This is a genomic window from Polynucleobacter sp. AP-Kaivos-20-H2 (genome assembly GCF_018882215.1).
Lineage (GTDB): Bacteria > Pseudomonadota > Gammaproteobacteria > Burkholderiales > Burkholderiaceae > Polynucleobacter.
Window position 1 is genome coordinate 245,111 of sequence record NZ_JACVOX010000003.1, and the last position, 19,981, is coordinate 265,091.

17 protein-coding genes and 2 pseudogenes are annotated in these 19,981 nt (G+C 46.6%); 6 read left to right on the forward strand and 13 right to left on the reverse strand.

The features are described 5' to 3' along the window. Positions 1–11: 11 nt before the first annotated feature. The 4 genes from ICE89_RS09830 to ICE89_RS09845 all read right to left on the reverse strand — a co-directional run bounded on the left by ICE89_RS09830 (position 12) and on the right by ICE89_RS09845 (position 3,800). The gene (locus ICE89_RS09830) at positions 12–803 is read right to left on the reverse strand and encodes a hypothetical protein (RefSeq protein ID WP_216265760.1); all 792 of its coding nucleotides are present in this window, start codon (positions 801–803) and stop codon (positions 12–14) included. A 102-nt stretch (positions 804–905) separates the two neighbouring features. Continuing rightward, on the reverse strand, positions 906–2,273 hold the full coding sequence (locus ICE89_RS09835) for an NAD(P)(+) transhydrogenase (Re/Si-specific) subunit beta (RefSeq protein WP_216265761.1): 1,368 nt from the start codon (positions 2,271–2,273) through the stop codon (positions 906–908). Positions 2,274–2,306: 33 nt separating this feature from the next. Next, positions 2,307–2,645, reverse strand: coding sequence for a proton-translocating transhydrogenase family protein (locus ICE89_RS09840; protein WP_011903634.1), 339 nt, complete (start codon positions 2,643–2,645; stop codon positions 2,307–2,309). A gap of 24 nt (positions 2,646–2,669) precedes the next feature. Then, positions 2,670–3,800 carry a Re/Si-specific NAD(P)(+) transhydrogenase subunit alpha gene (locus ICE89_RS09845; protein WP_216265762.1) on the reverse strand — a complete coding sequence of 377 codons (1,131 nt, stop codon included), beginning with the start codon at positions 3,798–3,800 and terminating at the stop codon, positions 2,670–2,672. 179 nt (positions 3,801–3,979) lie between these two features. On the opposite strand from ICE89_RS09845, the gene mnmA reads away from it, so the two are divergent. Continuing rightward, a complete protein-coding gene (gene mnmA, locus ICE89_RS09850; RefSeq protein ID WP_216265763.1) occupies positions 3,980–5,092 on the forward strand; it encodes a tRNA 2-thiouridine(34) synthase MnmA in 1,113 nt (370 codons plus the stop codon). A 74-nt stretch (positions 5,093–5,166) separates the two neighbouring features. On the opposite strand, the gene ICE89_RS09855 is transcribed toward mnmA, so the two are convergent. After that, positions 5,167–5,781 (reverse strand): glutathione S-transferase, encoded by a 615-nt coding sequence (locus ICE89_RS09855; protein WP_216265764.1) that lies wholly within the window; start codon positions 5,779–5,781, stop codon positions 5,167–5,169. A 95-nt stretch (positions 5,782–5,876) separates the two neighbouring features. On the opposite strand from ICE89_RS09855, the gene purB reads away from it, so the two are divergent. The 3 genes and pseudogenes from purB to ICE89_RS09865 all read left to right on the forward strand — a co-directional run. Then, the gene (gene purB / locus ICE89_RS09860) at positions 5,877–7,256 is read left to right on the forward strand and encodes an adenylosuccinate lyase (RefSeq protein WP_216265765.1); all 1,380 of its coding nucleotides are present in this window, start codon (positions 5,877–5,879) and stop codon (positions 7,254–7,256) included. Between the two features lie 108 nt (positions 7,257–7,364). Then, positions 7,365–7,436, forward strand: a pseudogene (locus ICE89_RS11805) (hypothetical protein); the annotation flags it as partial. Continuing rightward, positions 7,406–8,602: pseudogene (locus ICE89_RS09865) on the forward strand (3-deoxy-D-manno-octulosonic acid transferase); the annotation flags it as partial. The pseudogenes ICE89_RS11805 and ICE89_RS09865, both read left to right, overlap by 31 nt. 20 nt (positions 8,603–8,622) lie before the next feature. Here ICE89_RS09865 and secF read toward each other — a convergent pair. From secF to queA, 5 genes are all read right to left on the reverse strand, one after another. Next, positions 8,623–9,597, reverse strand: coding sequence for a protein translocase subunit SecF (secF, locus tag ICE89_RS09870; RefSeq protein ID WP_216265767.1), 975 nt, complete (start codon positions 9,595–9,597; stop codon positions 8,623–8,625). 3 nt (positions 9,598–9,600) lie between these two features. Then, positions 9,601–11,460: a protein translocase subunit SecD gene (gene secD, locus ICE89_RS09875; RefSeq protein ID WP_216265768.1), complete on the reverse strand. Its 1,860-nt coding sequence runs from the start codon at positions 11,458–11,460 to the stop codon at positions 9,601–9,603. Between the two features lie 25 nt (positions 11,461–11,485). After that, entirely contained in the window at positions 11,486–11,812 is a 327-nt protein-coding gene (gene yajC, locus ICE89_RS09880) for a preprotein translocase subunit YajC (RefSeq protein WP_215362058.1), read from the reverse strand. 134 nt (positions 11,813–11,946) lie between these two features. Beyond that, positions 11,947–13,104 carry a tRNA guanosine(34) transglycosylase Tgt gene (tgt, locus tag ICE89_RS09885; protein ID WP_216265769.1) on the reverse strand — a complete coding sequence of 386 codons (1,158 nt, stop codon included), beginning with the start codon at positions 13,102–13,104 and terminating at the stop codon, positions 11,947–11,949. Beyond that, the gene (queA, locus tag ICE89_RS09890; RefSeq protein ID WP_216265770.1) at positions 13,101–14,147 is read right to left on the reverse strand and encodes a tRNA preQ1(34) S-adenosylmethionine ribosyltransferase-isomerase QueA; all 1,047 of its coding nucleotides are present in this window, start codon (positions 14,145–14,147) and stop codon (positions 13,101–13,103) included. Before queA ends, tgt begins: the two co-directional genes overlap by 4 nt. A 30-nt stretch (positions 14,148–14,177) precedes the next feature. Between queA and recG the strand changes: the two genes are divergently transcribed. After that, positions 14,178–16,241, forward strand: coding sequence for an ATP-dependent DNA helicase RecG (recG, locus tag ICE89_RS09895; protein ID WP_216265771.1), 2,064 nt, complete (start codon positions 14,178–14,180; stop codon positions 16,239–16,241). Between the two features lie 10 nt (positions 16,242–16,251). Next, positions 16,252–17,115: a 4-hydroxybenzoate octaprenyltransferase gene (gene ubiA, locus ICE89_RS09900; RefSeq protein ID WP_216265772.1), complete on the forward strand. Its 864-nt coding sequence runs from the start codon at positions 16,252–16,254 to the stop codon at positions 17,113–17,115. Here the strand turns inward: ubiA and proC are convergent. The 3 genes from proC to glcF are packed head-to-tail and all read right to left on the reverse strand — an operon-like array spanning position 17,112 to position 19,977. Further along, a complete protein-coding gene (gene proC / locus ICE89_RS09905) occupies positions 17,112–17,981 on the reverse strand; it encodes a pyrroline-5-carboxylate reductase (RefSeq protein WP_216265773.1) in 870 nt (289 codons plus the stop codon). The two genes, ubiA and proC, sit on opposite strands and share 4 nt — an antisense overlap. Continuing rightward, the gene (locus tag ICE89_RS09910) at positions 17,978–18,703 is read right to left on the reverse strand and encodes a YggS family pyridoxal phosphate-dependent enzyme (protein ID WP_216265774.1); all 726 of its coding nucleotides are present in this window, start codon (positions 18,701–18,703) and stop codon (positions 17,978–17,980) included. The genes proC and ICE89_RS09910 overlap by 4 nt, the downstream gene beginning before the upstream one ends. Beyond that, positions 18,700–19,977 (reverse strand): glycolate oxidase subunit GlcF, encoded by a 1,278-nt coding sequence (glcF, locus tag ICE89_RS09915; RefSeq protein ID WP_216265775.1) that lies wholly within the window; start codon positions 19,975–19,977, stop codon positions 18,700–18,702. Before glcF ends, ICE89_RS09910 begins: the two co-directional genes overlap by 4 nt. Between the last annotated feature and the right edge of the window lie 4 nt (positions 19,978–19,981).

Sequence of the window (19,981 nt, forward strand, 5' to 3'; positions counted from 1 at the left end):
TTATTTGAAAGTTACTGCCAGACTTTCTGAAGTTTTATAAAGTCCGCATTCATGAAATGCGGATCTTGCAGTTGATGCGGGAATTCCAAAGCAAAAATCACATGAAGCGCAAACCATATCAAGCCCAAGTAAAGCGCTGTCAGAAACCAATCCTCTTCTTTTTTGACTGCCATAGAGTAACCGCTTAATAAGGCTCCTATTGAGAGCAAGGCAAATAAGAAGCGGTCGATAATTGCTGGGGGATGACGTTTTCCATTGAGTATTCCTTCTTGGAAAACGTCCAATAGATTCGTTAGTTGGGGTCTTAAGATGGCGTCCGCCAAATTCTTGGTGCTGACTGGGGCCCTTCCAATAGATTGATTGATTTCTTCATTAAGAGTGTTTAAAGACTTAGCTAAGGCATCATTATGACTGTCGAGATCGTCCATTTTTTGGAGGTTTTCATACTTAGACATTCTCTGAATAAGGATTTGCTTTAGGGTATTTTGTACCGTGATGCGATCTGTGGTATTCAGGTAATTGCTCGATTGATAGACTTGCTTGAGGGCGTAAGCTTGGTCACGTATTAAGCTAATCCTCTTGTCGTAATGTTCGGTTGCATTTGAAAAGGTGAAGCCGAGTACTAGTGCGGATAAGCCAAAAATTGCTGTTGCCAATGAGTCTCGGACAACGACGTGTTCCGAGGTACGAGTCCGATATCTCCCGAAGATCCAGCCTATCAATAAGAATACCAGGATAGAGGCAAAAAATATTTGCGGCGCATATTGAACGATATTTAGTTGATTCTCAACATAATTTGGCATAGCAAGTTCTTGTAAGGTGTTATCGCTTTTTTGAGGAGTTTGTTTAGTGTAATAAAAAACCGCCCGAAGGCGGTTAATTATTTGATGATTTCTGAATCAGACTTATTCAACAGCCTTCACCATATCCTCAACTACCTTCTTCGCATCACCGAAGACCATCATGGTTTTATCCATGTAGAAGAGTTCATTGTCTAGGCCGGCATAACCAGCTGCCATCGAACGCTTGTTCACAATAATAGTCTTAGCTTTAAATGCTTCCAAGATCGGCATACCAAAAATAGGGCTACCAGGTGTACGTGCGGCAGGGTTCACCACGTCATTCGCACCAAGGACTAACACTACGTCAGCCTGACCAAAGTCGCTATTGATATCTTCCATCTCAAATACTTGATCGTATGGAACTTCAGCTTCAGCCAAGAGTACGTTCATATGACCAGGCATACGGCCTGCCACTGGGTGAATCGCGTATTTCACAGTCACGCCATGATGAGTCAACTTTTCAGTTAATTCTTTCAATGCGTGTTGAGCGCGAGCCACTGCCAAGCCATAACCTGGAACGATGATTACAGTATCAGCATTTTCCATGAGGAAAGCGGCATCTTCAGGTGAGCCTGTTTTGTAATTCTTAGGACCGCCATCATCAGCACCTCCAGCAGCAGCTTCAGCACCAAAGCCGCCTAGCAATACAGCCAAGATGGAGCGGTTCATCGCCTTACACATGATGTAAGACAGAATCGCACCGGATGAGCCTACGCAAGCGCCCGCAATAATTAATACTGGGTTATTTAAGGTGAAACCAATACCAGCCGCTGCCCAACCGGAATAGCTATTGAGCATCGATACAACTACTGGCATATCAGCACCGCCGATAGGGATGATCAAGGTTACGCCCAATACCAAAGCAATGGCACACATCGCCAAGAAAGCTGCGTGGCTATCACCCATGTAATAAGCAATACCAGCGCCAACCATTGAGATAGCTAAAATCAAGTTCAGCAAATGTTGACCAGCGAAAGTAACTGGCTTACCGCTGACTTTGCCGGATAACTTACCAAATGCGATGACAGATGCAGTAAAGGTGATAGCGCCGATAAACGCGCCGATAAAGAGCTCAATTTTCTGAGCGCCAGTATGGTCATGCGCTGGATTAAATACAGCGGCAATCGCAATTAACACAGCTGACAAACCTACGAAGGAGTGCATCAAGGCAACTAACTCAGGCATCTTGGTCATTTGCACGCGTTTAGCAGCAAGCGTTCCAATAATCGCGCCACCTACAATTGCAACACCAATCAATGAGAGGACAGGTTTGAAATCAGGAATGAAGAAAGTAGTGACAACGGCTAACAACATACCAATCATGCCGAAGGTATTGCCTTGGCGTGAAGTGGTTGGTGAAGACAAGCCCCGCAAAGCAAGGATGAACAACACCGATGAAATGAGATAAGAAATAGCGGTTATGTTTGACATAGTTTTGGTCTCTATATAGGTCTTGTTCTAGGTTTATTTGGTTCCAGCCGCATCAGCTTTAGGGGCTTTTTTCTTGAACATTTCAAGCATGCGACGGGTGACCATAAAGCCACCAAAAATATTGATAGAAGCGAGGAATACCGCTACTGCACCAATAATGCTGGTGAGAGTGATTTCATCGCCACCAATCACTTCAGTTTGGAGCAATGCGCCAACGATGATGATGCCGGAGATGGCATTAGTCACTGCCATTAAAGGCGTATGCAATGCTGGCGTAACGTTCCAAACGACGTGATAGCCAACGAAGATGGCCAATACAAACACGGTAATGTTTTGAACGGTGAGGATGCTTTGAAAGGCAGCGAGATCCATAATGTTTCCTTAGTATTTTTACTATTAGTTTTTGCGGATGGCTTGGCCATCACGACACATTAAGCAAGCAGTAACGATGTCATCATCACTTGGGATAACTAAATTAGCTTCTTTATCCACAATGAGTTTCATGAAATCGAGTAAGTTGCGTGAGTAGAGTGCGGAAGCATCTGCTGCAACCATGCTGGCCATGTTGGTATAGCCAACAATCTTCACTCCATTCACATCTACTACTTTGTCTGCTTGCGTTAACGGGCAGTTACCGGAACCGTTATCGCCTTTACCTGCAGCTAAGTCGATCACGATTGAGCCTGGCTTCATATTGGTAACGGTGTCGCTATGCAAAAGCACGGGCGGCTTACGTCCCGGAATCAATGCGGTTGTGATCACAATGTCAGCTTGTTGTGCACGCTCTGCAACCAAGGCCGCTTGACGCTTCATCCAAGCTTCAGGCATTGGACGGGCATAGCCACCAACACCTTTGGCGATCTCACGCTCTTCATCGGTTTCATAAGGAACGTCAACAAACTTCGCACCTAAAGATTCTATTTGTTCTTTAGCGGCAGGACGCACATCAGATGCTTCAATCACAGCGCCAAGACGTTTTGCTGTGGCAATTGCTTGCAAGCCTGCAACACCAGCACCCAAGATCAATATGCGAGCAGCTTTCACGGTTCCTGCAGCAGTCATCAACATTGGCATGAAGCGTTGATATTCGTTAGCCGCAACCAATACTGCTTTGTAACCAGCAATATTTGCCTGTGAAGATAAAACGTCCATGCTTTGTGCGCGGGTTGTGCGTGGTGCGGCCTCTAAAGAGAATGCAGTAACACCTTGCGCAGCCATCGCTGTAATCATGTCGTTATCAAACGGATCGAGCATGCCCAAAAGCACAGCACCGGATTTGATTTGTTTGAGTTCGGCCGCTTCAGGCGCGCGTACTTTGAGAACAATCTCTGCCCCGAATGCATCTGCAGCGCTTCCAATACTTGCACCGACAGCTTCGTATGCAGAGTCAGGTTGACTGGCTTTTACACCGGCATCTTTTTGAATAACGACGGTATGACCTTGACCAATTAATTTTTTAACGGTTTCTGGTGTGGCGGCTACTCGAGTTTCCCCAGGCCTTGTTTCCAGTGGCACTCCTATGCGCATGGCATGTCTCCAAAAGCAAAATTTATAAAAAGTCTATTTTATAGATAAATAGGGTAGGTTTTACCTACTTATTGGGCCCCCAGGTATACCGGTTATGGTTTTGCCTAAAATCATGCGAAGCCTGGTTGAGGCTTCTACAATGGGGTTTATCTGTCTACAGGTATTTTCGCATTTTTTTGATGATCCAGCCTAATTCTTCCTCAATCCCATCTTCCAGGCCCAAAAAGGTCGTTATTGGCATGTCTGGAGGGGTAGATTCGTCAGTTGCTGCCTGGATGCTCAAGGAACAGGGCTTCGAAGTTATTGGCCTTTTTATGAAAAATTGGGAAGATGACGATAACGACGAGTACTGTTCTGCTCGTCAAGACTGGCTCGATGTGGTTTCGGTCGCCGATATGATCGGAATAGACGTTGAAGCAGTCAATTTTGCTGCCGAATATCGTGAGCGCGTATTTGCTGATTTCTTACGCGAGTACGCTGCAGGGCGAACACCCAATCCTGATGTTTTATGTAACGCCGAAATTAAGTTCAAGGCTTTTTTAGATCACGCCATGAGTTTGGGTGCCGATGCTATTGCTACTGGTCACTATGCGCGCGTACGCCATGATGGTGGCAGAGTACAGTTGTTGAAAGCCGTCGATGTCAGTAAAGACCAAAGTTATTTCTTGCATCGCTTAACGCAGCAACAATTGGCAAACGTGATGTTCCCACTTGGAGAAATTCCAAAAACGGAAGTCAGAAAAATTGCAGAGCAAATTGGTTTGCACAATGCTAAAAAGAAAGACTCCACCGGCATTTGCTTTATTGGTGAACGTCCTTTTAGAGAATTCTTAAATCGCTATTTACCCCGTGTACCAGGCCCGATAAAAACCCCAGAAGGTAAAACAGTTGGCGAGCATATGGGCTTAGCTTTCTTTACCTTGGGTCAACGCAAGGGTATTGGTTTGGGTGGTAGTCAAGATGGCAATGGTGACGCTTGGTATGTAGCGCGCAAGGATGTTCCTAATAACACCTTGTATGTAGCGCAAGGCCACGAACACCCGTGGCTATTGGCTAATCAGCTTGCTGCGATGGATGCCAGTTGGGTTTCTGGTGCGGCACCAACACCCGGAAATTATTCTGCTAAGACCCGTTATCGACAAGCAGACTCTGCTTGCACTTTGAGTGCTGGTGCTGAAGCACTAAGCTTCGACTTAAGTTTTCCAGAAGCGCAGTGGGCTGTTACTCCAGGGCAATCTGCTGTCTTGTATGACGGAGATATTTGTTTGGGTGGTGGAATTATTTCTGCATAATTTTGATCAGCAAGTAGTAGATACAAAAATGCCAATCAAAACTGATTGGCATTTTTTCTTCAGCGACAAGTTAATTAAGCGGCCGGTGGCTCGGTTTCAATAAAAGAAGGTCGCTGTAATAATTTTTGATACAGACGATCTAAATTTGGATATTGTGTTTGCCATTTCACTTCTGGAAAGCGAAATAATAAATATCCGATTGCGCAACCTACGGCGATATCTGCCAAGGTGATTTGATTGCCGTGACACCAAGCATTTCCACCCAGTTGTTCAGACATTTGACGTAAGGCATCATTGATCTTACCCATCTGGCGGTCATACCAAGTTTGGCTTTGTTGTTCTGCTGGGCGCAAGGTGCGCTCTAAACGGGCCAAAATGCCAGCATCCATTACTCCGTCTGCTAGCGCTTCCCAGGTTTTCACGGCGGCACGCTCACGGTTATCTGCTGGAATGAGCTTGCTGACTGGGCTTAGGCCATCAGCGTATTCGGCGATAACGCGGGAGTCGTAAATGGCCTCTCCATCGTCAGCCATGAGGCAGGGAACCTTCCCTAGGGGGTTGGTAAGGGCGATTTTGGTGTCTGCAGCCCAGACATTCTCTAATTTGAGGTCAACATCGACCTTTTTCTCGTTAAAAACAATGCGTACTTTACGTACATAGGGGCTGGTGAGGGATCCGATAAGTTTCATGGGCTCAAGTATAGCCATCCTATTTGGGCTTTGCTGTACTCCAGAACGCATTAAAATCAGTTTTTATTGACATATTCAATGCAAAGGCAATATTCGTGAGTCAGCCGCTTTCAACCCTCAATGCCCTCTCCCCCCTAGATGGCCGTTATGCCGGAAAACTGGATGCCTTGCGTCCCTGGCTTTCCGAAGCTGCTTTTATGCGCCAGCGTGTTTTTGTGGAAATTCATTGGCTCTTGGCTTTGGCTGCTGCCGGCTTGCCTGATGTCCCAAAAATTAATGCTGCTGACGAAGCTTTTTTGCTTTCGCTCCCAGAAAACTTTTCAGATGCAGATGCTCAGCGTATTAAAGATATCGAAGCGGTAACCAACCACGACGTAAAAGCGGTTGAATATTTTTTAAAAGAAAAAGTTGCTGGGCGACCAGATTTGTTGAAAGCAAGTGAATTTATTCACTTTGCCTGTACATCAGAAGATATTAACAATACTTCTCACGGTTTAATGTTGCGCGGTGCACGTGATGAAGTTCTATTGCCTCAACTCAGAAAAGTACTCTCAGTACTGACTGATCTCGCAATTGAGAACGCTAAAGTTCCTTTGCTCTCTCGCACTCATGGCCAGCCAGCCTCACCAAGCACCTTGGGTAAAGAGATCGCCAATATTGCCAAGCGTTTAGAGCATGCGATCGAGTCTATCGCTGCTGCCCCTTTACTTGGCAAGATGAATGGCGCAGTAGGTAACTACAACGCTCACATGTCAGCCTATCCTGATTTTGATTGGGAAAATTTTTCCAAGAGTGTGGTTGAAAAACGTCTAGGACTAACATTTAATCCCTATACCATTCAAATTGAGCCGCACGATGGCATGGCTCAGCTCTTTGATGCGATCGCTCGTGCCAATACGATTCTTTTGGATATGGACCGTGACTTCTGGGCTTATATCTCTGTTGGTTACTTTAAGCAGCGCACTAAAGCAGGTGAGATCGGTTCATCAACTATGCCCCATAAAGTGAACCCGATTGATTTTGAAAACTCTGAAGGTAACTTGGGTGTTGCCAATGCATTGCTGCGTCATCTTGCAGAAAAATTACCAATCTCTCGTTGGCAACGTGACTTGACTGACTCTACAGTATTGCGCAATCTAGGCCCTGCATTTGGTCATAGCGTATTGGCTTATGACAGCGCCTTGCGCGGCCTTGGTAAGTTAGAGGTAAATCATGCTGCAATCGCTGCTGATTTAGACGCATGTTGGGAAGTATTGGCTGAGCCGGTACAAACTGTGATGCGCCGTTACGGCATCGAGAATCCCTATGAGCAGTTAAAAGAATTGACTCGTGGCAAAGGGATTAATCAAGCAGACCTGCAAACCTTTATTCGGGGTTTGAAGATTCCTGAGGATGCAAAAGCACGTTTGTTGGAAATGACACCATCCTCTTACTTAGGCAAGGCGGTCGAGTTGACCGAACGTCTCAAAAAGTGAGTTTGACTACCAATTCAGAATACGGGGCGCGTCCCCGGATCTGGTTTGCTACTTATCAATTGTTATGGCATCTCTTATTGCCATTAGCATTTATACGTCTAGCTTGGCGTGCACGTCACGCCTTCTCCTATCTTCATCACATTCCTGAGCGATTGGGCTTTGGCTACAGCAAGCCTATTACTCGGGACTCTATTTGGATTCATGCGGTATCAGTAGGTGAGACGCGTGCTGCTCAACCTTTGATTGAGGCTTATTTAGCCAAAGGCGAATCTATTTTGCTCACCCACATGACTTTGAATGGCCGCCGTACTGGCAAGCAGTTATTTGCTAAAGAGATTGCTGCTGGGCAAATTCGTCAAGTTTATTTACCTTACGACCTTTGCTGGTCTGTAGAGCATTTCTTGAAAACATTTAAGCCAAAGTTTGGCCTCTTCATGGAAACTGAGGCGTGGCCGACTGTGGTCTTTCGTTGCAAAGAAATTGGCTTACCCCTATTTCTAGTAAATGCCCGCCTTTCCGAGAGAAGCGCCAGACGCGTTAATCGATTTGGTAAAGCCGGGCGCGCATTATTTCAAGCCTTTGCGGGAATCCTGGCGCAGACTGAGTTTGATGCTGGGCGTTACCGTAGCCTTGGCGTTAAAAATGTGGTTATTACCGGCAATCTGAAATTTGATGTTCCACTCGATCCGAAATTGCTTGCTGAGGGTAAAGAATGGCAGAGGGAGCTACATGCAGGAAATCGCTTGATGGTGTGTGCAGCGAGCACGCGCGATGGAGAAGAAGCCATCATTCTGAAGGCTTGGAAAGATTTGCTCTTAAGCAATGCGTTTGCAATTCCACCCTTGCTTTGTTTAGTGCCACGCCATCCCGAGCGCTTCGCAGAAGTAGCAGATCAAATTAACAATGCTAGTTTCAAGTTTCGCCGTCGTAGCGAGTGGGCTGGCATTCCGAGTGAGTGTGCTGGGTTGGATGTTGTTCTGGGCGACTCCATGGGTGAGATGCCGATGTATTACAGCGCTTCTGACTTAGTGCTAATGGGTGGAAGCTTGCTGCCCTTTGGAGGTCAAAACTTGATTGAGGCTTGTGCAGCTGGCTGTCCTGTTCTTTTGGGTGAGCACACCTATAACTTTCAACAGGCTGCCTTAGATGCGATTGATAGTGGCGCAGCTAAACGCATTCATGGCGAATTGCTTTTAACGGAGCCAATAGCTTTAATGGAGGCTTTGAAAGAATTACTTCTGAATACTGCTGAGCTGGCGAAGATGGGTGCCGCTGCTCAGGCTTATTCAACTGAACACCAAGGTGCAACTAACAGAATCCTAGCGGCCCTTGATCAACAATACTGACGTGAACTAAGAAGGCTTAGTTAGACCCGCGCTCCGTAGTTGGGATCATCTTTGCGGGCATCATCATCTGGCTTTTTATCACCCTTCACTAAATCTTCGCGTGTCACACCAAGCCACATAGCCAATGCCGCAGCAACAAAGACAGAAGAGTAGATACCAAACAAAATACCAATGGTCAGCGCTAATGCAAAGTAGAAGAGTGTTGGACCTCCAAAGACTAACATTGCCAGGACCATCATCTCAGTACTGCCGTGAGTGATTACGGTACGGCTGATAGTGCTTGTAATTGCGTTATCAATGATTTCGCGGGTATTCATCTTGCGATATTTGCGGAAGTTTTCCCGAATACGGTCAAAGATCACCACAGATTCGTTTACTGAATAGCCCAGAACCGCAAGAACAGCCGCCAACACTGAGAGGGAGAACTCCCACTGGAAGAAGGCAAAAAAGCCTAAGATAATGACAACGTCATGTAAGTTCGCAATGATACCTGCAAGTGCAAACTTCCACTCAAAGCGGAAGGATAGATACACCACGATGCCAATGATCACAAAGATGAGTGCTTTTAAGCCGTCAATAGCTAACTCTTGACCAACCTGTGGGCCAACAAACTCAACGCGCTGCAATTTCACGCCAGTCGTTGCTGGTTCAAGTGCTTGCATCACTGCCGTACTTTGATCAGCAGAAGAAATCAACTTGCCTTCAGCATCTTTTTGCAATGGCAGGCGAATCATGACATCGCGTGAGCTACCAAAGTTCTGAATTTGAGTATCTGCATAGCCGAGCTTCTCAACCTTGGCGCGAATAGAGTCCAATGGCGCAGTTTGTGGATAGCTGACTTCCATCACCGTACCACCAGTAAATTCGATGGAGAGATGCAGGCCGTTATGCCAGAGGAAAAAGACTGCAGCTAAAAAAGTAACTAAAGAAATCGCATTGAGCACCAATGCATGGCGCATAAAAGGAATATCTTTTTTGATCCGGAAAAATTCCATGGCTTATTTCTCCTGTGGACGCCAAACTTGGCCGATAGCAAGTTTTTGAATCTTCTTATGTCTGCCGTACCAGAGGTTAACAAGGCCACGTGAGAAGAAGACAGCCGAGAACATTGAAGTCAGAATACCTAAGCAGTGAACCACTGCGAAGCCTTTGATAGGGCCCGATCCAAATGCTAACAGGGCTAGACCAGCAATCAAAGTCGTTACGTTGGAGTCCAGAATCGTTGCCCAGGCTTTATCGAAACCAACGGCAATTGCAGTTTGTGGGGCGGCGCCATTGCGTAACTCTTCACGAATACGCTCGTTAATCAACACGTTCGAGTCAATCGCCATACCCAGAGCTAAGGCCATCGCTGCGATGCCTGGCAAGGTGAGGGTGGCTTGCAGCATTGATAACACCGAGATGAGCAAGAGCAAGTTCACTGCCAAAGCAATAACAGAGAAAGTGCCAAATAGTAAGTAGTAGGCCATCATGAAAATCGCGATCGCAGTAAAGCCGATTAAGAGTGACTTAAAGCCCTTCTCAATATTTTCTGCGCCAAGACTTGGTCCAATAGTGCGTTCTTCAATGATTTCCATTGGCGCTGCTAATGATCCAGCGCGCAAGAGCAGGGCTAAATCATTAGCGCTCTCGGTAGTTGGCTGACCAGTGATCTGGAACTTGGAGCCAAACTCACTTTGAATAGTGGCGATAGTGAGTACCTCACCTTTACCTTTTTCAAACAAGATCATGCCCATCGGCTTGCCGATATTTTCGCGAGTCACTTCTTGCATGACGCGCCCACCAGCTGCATCTAGGGAGATATTTACTGCGGGGCGTTGGTTTTGGTCAAAGCCAGCGCTAGCATCCGTAATACGATCGCCGCTGAAGATGACTGATTTTTTAAATACACCCAAACGGCTTTCACCAAAGCGGAAAGTATCCATGCCTGGAGGAGGGGTTTCGCCCAAGCCGATGGTAGACACCAAGGGGTCAGCTAAGCGAGACTCTAGAGTTGCTGTGCGACCAATGATGTCTTTGGCACGAGCTGTATCTTGCACGCCAGGTAACTGAACCACAATGCGCTCGGCACCTTGCTGTTGAATCACTGGCTCTTTAACCGCCAATTCGTTCACACGCTTATTCAGGGTGATGATGTTTTGCTTAACGGCGTTATCTTGAATTTCTTTTAAAGCCGTCGGCTTAAATTCACCCACTAATTTTGGTAAAGAGCCATTGGATTTGATTAACCAAATGAGCTCAGGTTGCCCCGTTGTCAGTACTGCGCGCGCTTTATCAGCATCTTCGACATTGGCGAAATTAATCGATATGAAATCAGCGCCACGCTCGATACCTTGATGACGAATGCTCTTGTCACGCAATTGACTGCGAATATCGCCTGCCAAGGAAGTCACTTTTTTCTGGACTGCGCCCTTCATATCTACTTGTAAGAGGAAGTAGACTCCGCCACGCAAATCAAGACCTAATGGCATTGGTAATGCATTGATTGCACTTAACCAGCCCGGTGTATTGGACAGTAGGTTTAAGGCAACAGTGTAATTGGGATCAGTTTGATCTACATTGAGTTTCTGCTGCAATAGATCGCGTGCACGCAACTGAATGTCAGTGTTATTGAATCGAACTTTGATGGAGCCTACATTGCCAGCGACTTCGAAGAAGAGACCGGTGTTATTAATGTTAGCTTCTGCAAGAATCTTTTCGACACGAGCCTGCGTTGCCAAATCAACCTTGATGGTTGGCTTGGCAGACGAGACTTGAACCGCTGGAGCCTCACCATAGAAATTGGGTAATGAATATAGTCCGCCGATCAGTAATGCAACGGCAATGACTAGATATTTCCAGAGAGGGTAGCGATTCATATAGAGATACTTTTAAACAAAAAAATTAAGCAGACTTCAGTGTGCCTTTTGGCAATACTGTAGTGATAGCGCCTTTTTGCATGTGCACTTCAGTGCCAGCAGAAATTTCAACGGTAACCACTTGATCTTTCAATGCCGTTACTTTGCCCATGATGCCGCCAACAGTAACAACCTCATCACCAACGCCTAATGACTCGAGCATTGCCTTAGTTTCTTTTTGACGCTTCATTTGTGGGCGAATCATGATGAAGTACAAAACTGCAAACATCAAAATCAAAGGGAGAAAGCTCATCAAGCCATTGGAATCTGCGCCCGCTGCAGGAGCTTGGGCAAAAGCGTTACTAATCCACATACAAAACCTCCGTTAATTACCAATTAAAAACTGCGATATTTTTCGACCTTTAAACCGATGGCCGTAACCCGCAATTCTAAACTGTGTGGGGCTTTGGAGGTGATTTACAGGGGGTTTTGCCCCCTGTAGGGCTATTAGTCCTGTCCAGGCTCAACACCACGCTGGCGATTGCTATGAAATTCCTCACGATAGGCGCTAAAGCGGTCTTTACTCAGAGCCTCGCGGACCTCCGTCATCAGCTGGAGGTAGTAAGACAGGTTATGAATGGTGTTGAGCTGGGACCCTAGGATCTCATTGGCCTTTTGGAGGTGATTTAAGTAGGATCTGGTGAAGTTTTGGCAGGTATAGCAGGCACAGGTAGGATCCACAGGGCGATCATCGTCCTTGTACCCAGAATTACGGAGCTTGAGGTCGCCAAAGCGGGTAAAAAGCCAGCCATTGCGGGCGTTACGGGTTGGCATCACGCAATCGAACATATCAATACCTAGGCTAACGCCCAATATCAGATCTTCTGGAGTGCCAACACCCATTAAATAATGAGGCATATGTTCTGGCAATTTTGGCGCAGTGAAATTCAGAATCCGCTCAAACTCGGGTTTAGGCTCTCCAACTGATAAGCCGCCAATAGCAATCCCATCAAAACCTTGCTGGCTTACGGCATCTAAAGAAAATTCACGCAGATTCTCGAACATGCCGCCTTGAACAATGCCAAAGAGTCCGTTGCCTGTATTCAGTTCGCGAAAACGCTTGAGAGAGCGATCGCCCCAGCGCAAAGACATCTCTAGTGATGCACGCGCTGTTTTTTCAGAGGTAGGTTGACCTTTGATTTCATAAGGAGTGCATTCATCAAACTGCATCGCGATATCGCTATTGAGCACCGCCTGAATTTCCATCGACACTTCTGGAGACATAAATAATTTGTCGCCATTAATTGGAGATGCAAAAGTCACACCCTCTTCAGAGATCTTGCGAAGCGCACCCAAACTAAATACCTGAAAGCCGCCAGAGTCAGTGAGGATCGGTTTGTCCCAACCCATAAAACGATGTAAACCACCATGTTTTTTTATCACCTCTAATCCTGGTCTTAACCAGAGATGAAAGGTGTTGCCCAAAATAATTTGTGCCCTGGCTTCATTCAAATCACGTGGTGTCATTGCCTTGACGGTGCCATACGTTCCCACGGGCATAAAGATTGGCGTTTGCACGCTGCCATGTGGAAGGTCAAGCTGACCAAGGCGGGCTGGGCTTTGCGAGTCGCGCGCCAGGATATTAAAGTGAACAGGTTTGGTCATAACTTTGGATTCTCGAGTCGACAAAGAAACATCGCATCTCCATAGCTGAAGAAACGATACTTCTGATGAATGGCATGTTGATAAGCAGCACGAATATTTTCCATTCCTGCAAAAGCGCTGACCAACATTAATAAGGTAGATTTTGGCAGATGAAAGTTGGTTAACAAACAATCTACCGTTTTAAATTGGTAGCCGGGGGTAATAAAGAGATTAGTCTCACCGCTACTTTGCCCGCTAGCAGCCTGGCTCTCTAGTGCGCGCATACTAGTAGTGCCTACCGCAACAACTCTGCCACCATTTTTCTTGGTGGCCTCAATGGCTTCTAATGTCTCATTGGGAATGGAGAACCATTCGTAGTGCATCTTATGTTTTGAAAGATCCTCTTCGCGTACAGGAGTAAATGTTCCTGCTCCGACATGAAGTGTGACGGTTGCGTGATTTACACCAGCATCCTTTAGCTTTTGCAAAATTGCTTCATCAAAATGTAAGCCTGCTGTTGGGGCAGCTACCGCCCCTGGATTTTTGGCAACTACCGTTTGATAACGCTGTGCATCTTCACCGTCCGGTTGATGCTCAATATAGGGGGGCAATGGGAGCTCACCAAAACGCTCAAGTAAAGAAAACACATTCTCCGGAAAGCGCACCTCGTAAAAACGTCCGTCATACCCAATCATCTCTACAGGAAAGGTTTCGCCAGTCTGATTGTGAATATGAACAGTGGTTCCAGTCTTGGGTACCTTGGAGGCTCTAATTTGCACCCAAGCCTGCTTTTCACCGCTAATTCGTTCAATGAGCAGTTCCACGTTCCCGCCAGTCTCCTTTTTGCCGTGTAAGCGCGCAGGAATAACCTTGGTGTCATTAAAGACTAATAAGTCCCCGGGCTGAACAATGCTCAGAATGTCCTTAAACTGTCGATCTACCAATTGGACGTGATTTGGCCCATCAGCCTTGACCTCTAAGAGGCGGCTATCGGTTCTATTCGCCAAAGGATGTTGGGCGATTAGTTCGGGTGGGAGTTCGTAATTAAAGTCGGAGAGTTGCATAGCATTACCATCAGGTATTAGATTTTAACGATGACTACTAAACAAGCGCCAAGCACACTCCAAAAGATGGGTTTAGATACCCCTATGGCCCTTGCTTTGCACTTGCCATCCCGTTACGAGGATGAGACCGAGCTGCTCACTATCGAGGAGGCCATACATCTGGGTCGATTTAACTCCGCTCAGACTCAAGGCGTAGTTATTCGTAATCAGGTCTTATTTAGACCCAGAAGGCAGATGATAGTCACTATTGAGGATGAAACTGAAACCTTAAATCTGCGTTTCCTGAACTTCTACCCTAGCCAGCAAAAACAAATGGCTGTTGGGGTCAATATTCGAGTCCGCGGTGAAGTGCGTGAAGGTTTTCAGGGTCCCGAGATGGTGCACCCTACGGTGAGAGTTGTCGCTCCAGATACACCTTTGCCTGCTAGTTTGACTCCAGTTTATCCAGCAAGTGTTGGAGTCTCGCAAACCATTATTCGTAAAGCAGTGTCACAAGCCTTACGTGACCCAAGCCTGCAAGATAGTCTGGCTGAGTTCTTACCCAAAGATCTAATGGCAGAGTTACTGCCTAGTCATGATTGGCCAAACTTGCAAGCGGCGATTACCTATTTGCACCAACCGCCTGCTGATGCAAATACCCAGGCATTACTAGAGCGCACTCATCCTGCTTGGCGTCGAGTGCAGTTTGAGGAACTCCTTGCTCAGCAAATTTCGTTAAAGCGTGCCCATGCGATTCGTCGGGAGCGACATGCACCCAGCTTTCCAAGGGCAAAGAAACAAAGCTTTGAAGAGGGTTTGTTAAAGGTATTACCTTTTAAATTAACTAATTCTCAAGATCGTGTTTGGTCTGAAATTAGTAATGACCTTTCTCAATCATTTCCGATGAATCGCCTTTTGCAGGGGGATGTGGGAAGCGGCAAGACCGTAGTGGCTGCCTTAGCTGCGGCGCGGGCGATGGATCATGGTTATCAAGCCGCCATCATGGCGCCTACAGAGATCTTGGCTGAGCAGCACTATCTCAAAATGAAAGAATGGTTTGAACCTTTGGGGGTCAGAATCGCTTGGCTGTCAGGGAGTCTGAAAGCGAAAGAAAAACGATTGGCGCAAGAGGTGATCGAGAACGGGCAAGCCCAACTTATTATTGGTACGCATGCTCTTATTCAAGAAAATGTGAGCTTTGCCAAACTTGGCCTCGCAGTGATTGATGAGCAACATCGCTTTGGAGTGAGGCAGCGTTTAGAGATTCAGCAACGGGTTGGCTCAGAATTGTTTTACTGTCATCAACTGATGATGTCAGCAACACCAATACCACGCACTTTAGCGATGACCTACTATGCCGACTTAGATGTCTCTGTCATCGATGAATTGCCTCCTGGCCGAAAACCGATTGCTACTAAGGTAGTTAAAGCCAGTCGCCGTGATGAGGTGATTGGTGGTTTGCAAAGTTGGTTGTCTAAGGGATTGCAAGCGTATTGGGTTTGTCCTCTCATTGAAGAATCTGAAGTGCTGCAATTGCAAACTGCAGTTGAGAGCTTTGAGCAACTGACACAGGCTTTACCTGACTTTAAGGTTGGCTTGGTGCATGGCAGATTAAAAGCAGAAGAAAAAGCGGCAGTCATGGCTGCCTTCAAGGCAAATGAGATTCAGCTCTTAGTTGCTACTACGGTAATTGAGGTTGGGGTAGATGTACCCAATGCGGCGTTAATGGTAATTGAGCATGCTGAGCGTTTTGGTTATGCCCAGATTCATCAATTGCGCGGGCGCGTGGGTAGGGGGTCTGCGGATTCGGTTTGTATTTTGATGTATGCCGAGCCTCTTTCAATGGCCGCCAAGGAGCGTCTACAAACTTTACGTGAGACCTCAGATGGTTTTGTGATTGCTGAGCGAGATTTATCACTACGTGGCCCAGGTGAGTTACTGGGCGCGAAGCAATCAGGTGATGCTATGTTGCGCTTTGTCGATTTGCAACGCGATGCCTGGTTAATTGAGTTGGCTCAACAGGCGGCTGAGCGCTTACTCGCTGAGCATGCAGATCTGGTGGAGCGCCATTTAGAGCGCTGGCTCGGATCTCGAGCAGAATTTCTGAAGGCTTGATAATTACCTTATGAATATAAAAGAGCGCTTCATTTCTTATGGATACCTCATCAGGCTAGATAAGCCGATTGGTACGCTATTACTGTTGTGGCCTACGCTTTGGGCTCTTTGGTTGGCAAGCAGTGGCGTGCCTGATTTATCTATTTTGCTGATCTTTTCTGCCGGCACATTTTTGATGCGCAGTGCGGGCTGCGCAATCAACGACTATGCTGATCGTGATTTTGATCGGCATGTTAAACGGACCCAAGGCCGCCCAGTCACAAGTGGAAAAATCTCGGGTAAAGAGGCTGTAGCCGTAGCTGGTGTTTTGGCACTACTCGCCTTTTTACTCATTCAACCTCTGAATGTATTTACAAAGCAATTGTCCGTGCTTGCTTTGCTAGTAGCCTTCGTCTATCCCTTTACAAAATGCTTTTTTGCCATGCCCCAAGCCGTCCTAGGAATTGCCTTTGGCTTTGGTATTCCGATGGCATACGCTGCCATTCTGGATTTCATCCCCCTGGAGGCCTGGTTCTTATTTATTGGGAACATCTTTTGGGCGATTGCTTATGACACCGCTTATGCCATGGTTGATCGCGACGATGACCTGCGCCTAGGGTTGAGAACATCGGCCATTACTTTTGGTCAGTACGATGTCGTCGCTATAGCAATAAGCTACGGAATGCTTTTTCTGAGCCAGTTATGGGTGGCGCAATTGGCTAACTTAAGCAATTATTTTTTAGTGGGTTGGTTCGCAGCATTGGCCTGTGCGATTTATCACGTGAAGTTGGTTTCAACTCGAAATAGAGATAATTGCTTTAAAGCGTTCCGCCATAACAACTGGTTAGGCGGATTTTTATTTCTAGGAATTGTACTGGGTCTAGGTATTAACTAACTCTGGCCGAGTTCATCGCCCATAGTCTTGCCACGCTGACTGGCTGCATCAATCGCTTTTTCTAAAATTTCATGCCAACCTTGTTGTTTCATCACATCTAGAGCGGCAGCAGTAGTTCCACCTTTTGAAGTGACTCTCTCGCGGAGAACACCAGCGTGCTCATCAGAGTTATGGGCGAGCTGTGTAGCACCTTCAAGAGTGGCATAAGCCAGCTTGCGCGCTGTCTCTGAATCAAGACCAAGCTTCTCCCCAGCAGATTGCATTGCCTCTAAAAATGCAAAGACATAGGCTGGGCCACTACCAGAAACAGCGGTTACTGTATCCATCAATTTTTCTTCTTTTACCCAAACGGTTTGACCCACCGCATTACAAATGGTTTCAGCTAAGGCGCGATCAGACTGATCTACAGCGGCATCTGCAAAAAGCCCGGTAATCCCTTTACCAATTAAGGCTGGAGTATTGGGCATAGCGCGCACACAGCGTGTGTGATCAAGCCAGCGACTCATATCTTTTAGGCGAATACCGGCAGCGATGCTCAGAATGAGTGGGCCGGGAGCGCTAGCATGCTTAAGTTTAGTTGCCAAACCTTTGGCAACGACATTGAAGTCTTGGGGTTTGATCGCCATGACAAGCACATTATTTTTAGAGAAGTCAAAAGCGATATGTTCTAAGGCACTAATGCCTTGAACGCCAAAATCTTCGTGCAGCTTGAGGGCGGTTGCAGCATTTGCTTCTACAACAGAGATTTGATTGGATTCGAATCCACTAGCAAGAAGGCCGCTAATGAGGGCGCGCCCCATATTGCCGCCACCAATAAAGGTAATGTGCGCATTGCTATTGTTTTGTGCGATTTTATTTTTGCTCATTTGCTAATCTTATCGCGCTTCCCGAAAATGGCTGTACCAACACGAACTACGGTGCTACCTTCAGCGATGGCGGCCTCTAAATCATCGGACATACCCATCGAAAGTGTGTCAAAGAACTGGTAGCCGAGCTCAGTGAAATGCCTAGCTTGTATGCGCTTGAAACAATCTTGTACGGCTGCAAAAGCCTGGCGTTGCATGACAGGGTCTGGATTAGGTGCGGGAATAGCCATCAAACCCCTCAGAACCAAGTTTGGCAAAGAGGTAATAGCGTTACAGAGTTCTTCAACTTCAACCAGAGAAATGCCGCTTTTGCTCTCCTCCTCGCTAACATTGATTTGTACGCAAACCATCAATGGCGGTAAATCTGGAAACTCGCCGCGTTGGGCGGATAGGCGTTCTGCAATTTTGAGACGGTCCACACTATGAACCCAATCGAAGTGTTGGGCTACTTCTCTGGTTTTATTACTTTGCAAAGGTCCAATGAAATGCCAGTTCAACCAAGGGCGTAATTTGGCTAACTTCTCAATTTTTTCAACGGCCTCTTGCACATAGTTTTCACCAAAAGCCGATTGACCAGCATGCATAGCTTCTTCAACGGCAGCGGCAGGAAAGGTTTTGCTAACAGCTAAAAGTTCAATATCTTCCGGCTCACGCTTCGCTGCTAGGGCAGCAAGTTCAATTCTTGCTCTGACTTGCATCAGATTGACAACAATGGAATTCATGAGGCCTTAGAAGACTTGCTAAGTAATTGATCTACGATTTCAATCCAATGCACTACTGGGGTATCTTCTTGCTGCAGATGGGTGATGCAGCCAATGTTTCCAGAAACAATGACCTCTGCACCAGATTCCTCGCAGGCAGCGTTTAAGTGAGTTAACTTGTTTTTACGAAGTTGCTCAGAGAGTTCTGGTTGAGTAACGGAGTAGGTACCCGCAGAACCGCAGCATAGATGGCTATCGGCACATAAACGCACGCCAATACCAATACTAGAAAGCAATCCCTCAACCTTGCCCCGAATTTGTTGACCGTGTTGCAAAGTGCAAGGTGGGTGATAAACGACACCTGGTTTTGGATCTGTGCCTACTAGCTGCACCAGCTCATTTTGCAAGGAAGGCAGTATTTCAGAAATATCCTTGGTCAGATCTGAAATCTTTTTCGCTTTGGCTGCGTAGATGGGATCATTTGCAAATAGATGTCCATAGTCCTTCACCATCACACCACAACCAGATGCAGTCATGACAATGGCTTCCGCACCACTTTCAACCAAAGGCCACCACGCATCAATATTTTGCTTGGCATTATCTAAACCGCCAGCTTGATCATTGAGGTGATAGCGTAGTGCTCCACAGCAAGTGGCATTGGGTGCACTAATCATTTGAATCTTTAACGCGTTAAGCACACGCGCTGTTGCTGAATTGATATTCGGGAGCATGCCAGGCTGAACGCAACCCTCTAGCAAAACCATTTTGCGCTGATGAGCTACAGTAGGTCTTGCATAAGCATCGGTGGAATTAGCCAATGCTTTATTGACAGTCAGTGGAATCTTGCGTTTGATACCGCTTGGCATCAACGGACGCACTAAACGACCCAGGGTCATTGCTGTATTAAATAAAGCAGGCTTTGTTAAGCCTTCTTTTAGGGCCCAACGAGTCAAACGTTGGCCAATTGGGCGCTCAGGCGTATTTTCTTCTGCCCACTTGCGACCAATGTCTATTAAGTTGCCGTATTGAACACCGCTTGGACAAGTGCTCTCGCAATTGCGACAAGTTAAACAGCGATCTAAATGCAGGCGAGTCTTTTCAGTGGGTGCCTGCCCTTCGGCGATCTGCTTAATCAGATAGATGCGTCCGCGAGGCCCATCTAACTCATCACCCAGTATTTGATAGGTAGGGCAGGTGGCTGTACAAAAGCCACAGTGAACACATTTACCCAGAATGCGGGCTGCTTCGATACCTTCCGGCGTGTTGGCAAATTGAGGAGCAAGTTGAGTTTGCATAGAA

Bases quoted from the DNA above. Each gene is read 5' to 3' on its own strand.
- ICE89_RS09830 (WP_216265760.1), bottom strand. From the start codon at position 803: ATGCCAAATTATGTTGAGAATCAACTAAATATCGTTCAATATGCGCCG.
- ICE89_RS09835 (WP_216265761.1), bottom strand. From the start codon at position 2,273: ATGTCAAACATAACCGCTATTTCTTATCTCATTTCATCGGTGTTGTTC.
- ICE89_RS09840 (WP_011903634.1), bottom strand. From the start codon at position 2,645: ATGGATCTCGCTGCCTTTCAAAGCATCCTCACCGTTCAAAACATTACC.
- ICE89_RS09845 (WP_216265762.1), bottom strand. From the start codon at position 3,800: ATGCGCATAGGAGTGCCACTGGAAACAAGGCCTGGGGAAACTCGAGTA.
- mnmA (WP_216265763.1), top strand. From the start codon at position 3,980: ATGATCCAGCCTAATTCTTCCTCAATCCCATCTTCCAGGCCCAAAAAG.
- ICE89_RS09855 (WP_216265764.1), bottom strand. From the start codon at position 5,781: ATGAAACTTATCGGATCCCTCACCAGCCCCTATGTACGTAAAGTACGC.
- secF (WP_216265767.1), bottom strand. From the start codon at position 9,597: ATGGAATTTTTCCGGATCAAAAAAGATATTCCTTTTATGCGCCATGCA.
- secD (WP_216265768.1), bottom strand. From the start codon at position 11,460: ATGAATCGCTACCCTCTCTGGAAATATCTAGTCATTGCCGTTGCATTA.
- yajC (WP_215362058.1), bottom strand. From the start codon at position 11,812: ATGTGGATTAGTAACGCTTTTGCCCAAGCTCCTGCAGCGGGCGCAGAT.
- tgt (WP_216265769.1), bottom strand. From the start codon at position 13,104: ATGACCAAACCTGTTCACTTTAATATCCTGGCGCGCGACTCGCAAAGC.
- queA (WP_216265770.1), bottom strand. From the start codon at position 14,147: ATGCAACTCTCCGACTTTAATTACGAACTCCCACCCGAACTAATCGCC.
- recG (WP_216265771.1), top strand. From the start codon at position 14,178: ATGACTACTAAACAAGCGCCAAGCACACTCCAAAAGATGGGTTTAGAT.
- ubiA (WP_216265772.1), top strand. From the start codon at position 16,252: ATGAATATAAAAGAGCGCTTCATTTCTTATGGATACCTCATCAGGCTA.
- proC (WP_216265773.1), bottom strand. From the start codon at position 17,981: ATGAGCAAAAATAAAATCGCACAAAACAATAGCAATGCGCACATTACC.
- ICE89_RS09910 (WP_216265774.1), bottom strand. From the start codon at position 18,703: ATGAATTCCATTGTTGTCAATCTGATGCAAGTCAGAGCAAGAATTGAA.
- glcF (WP_216265775.1), bottom strand. From the start codon at position 19,977: ATGCAAACTCAACTTGCTCCTCAATTTGCCAACACGCCGGAAGGTATC.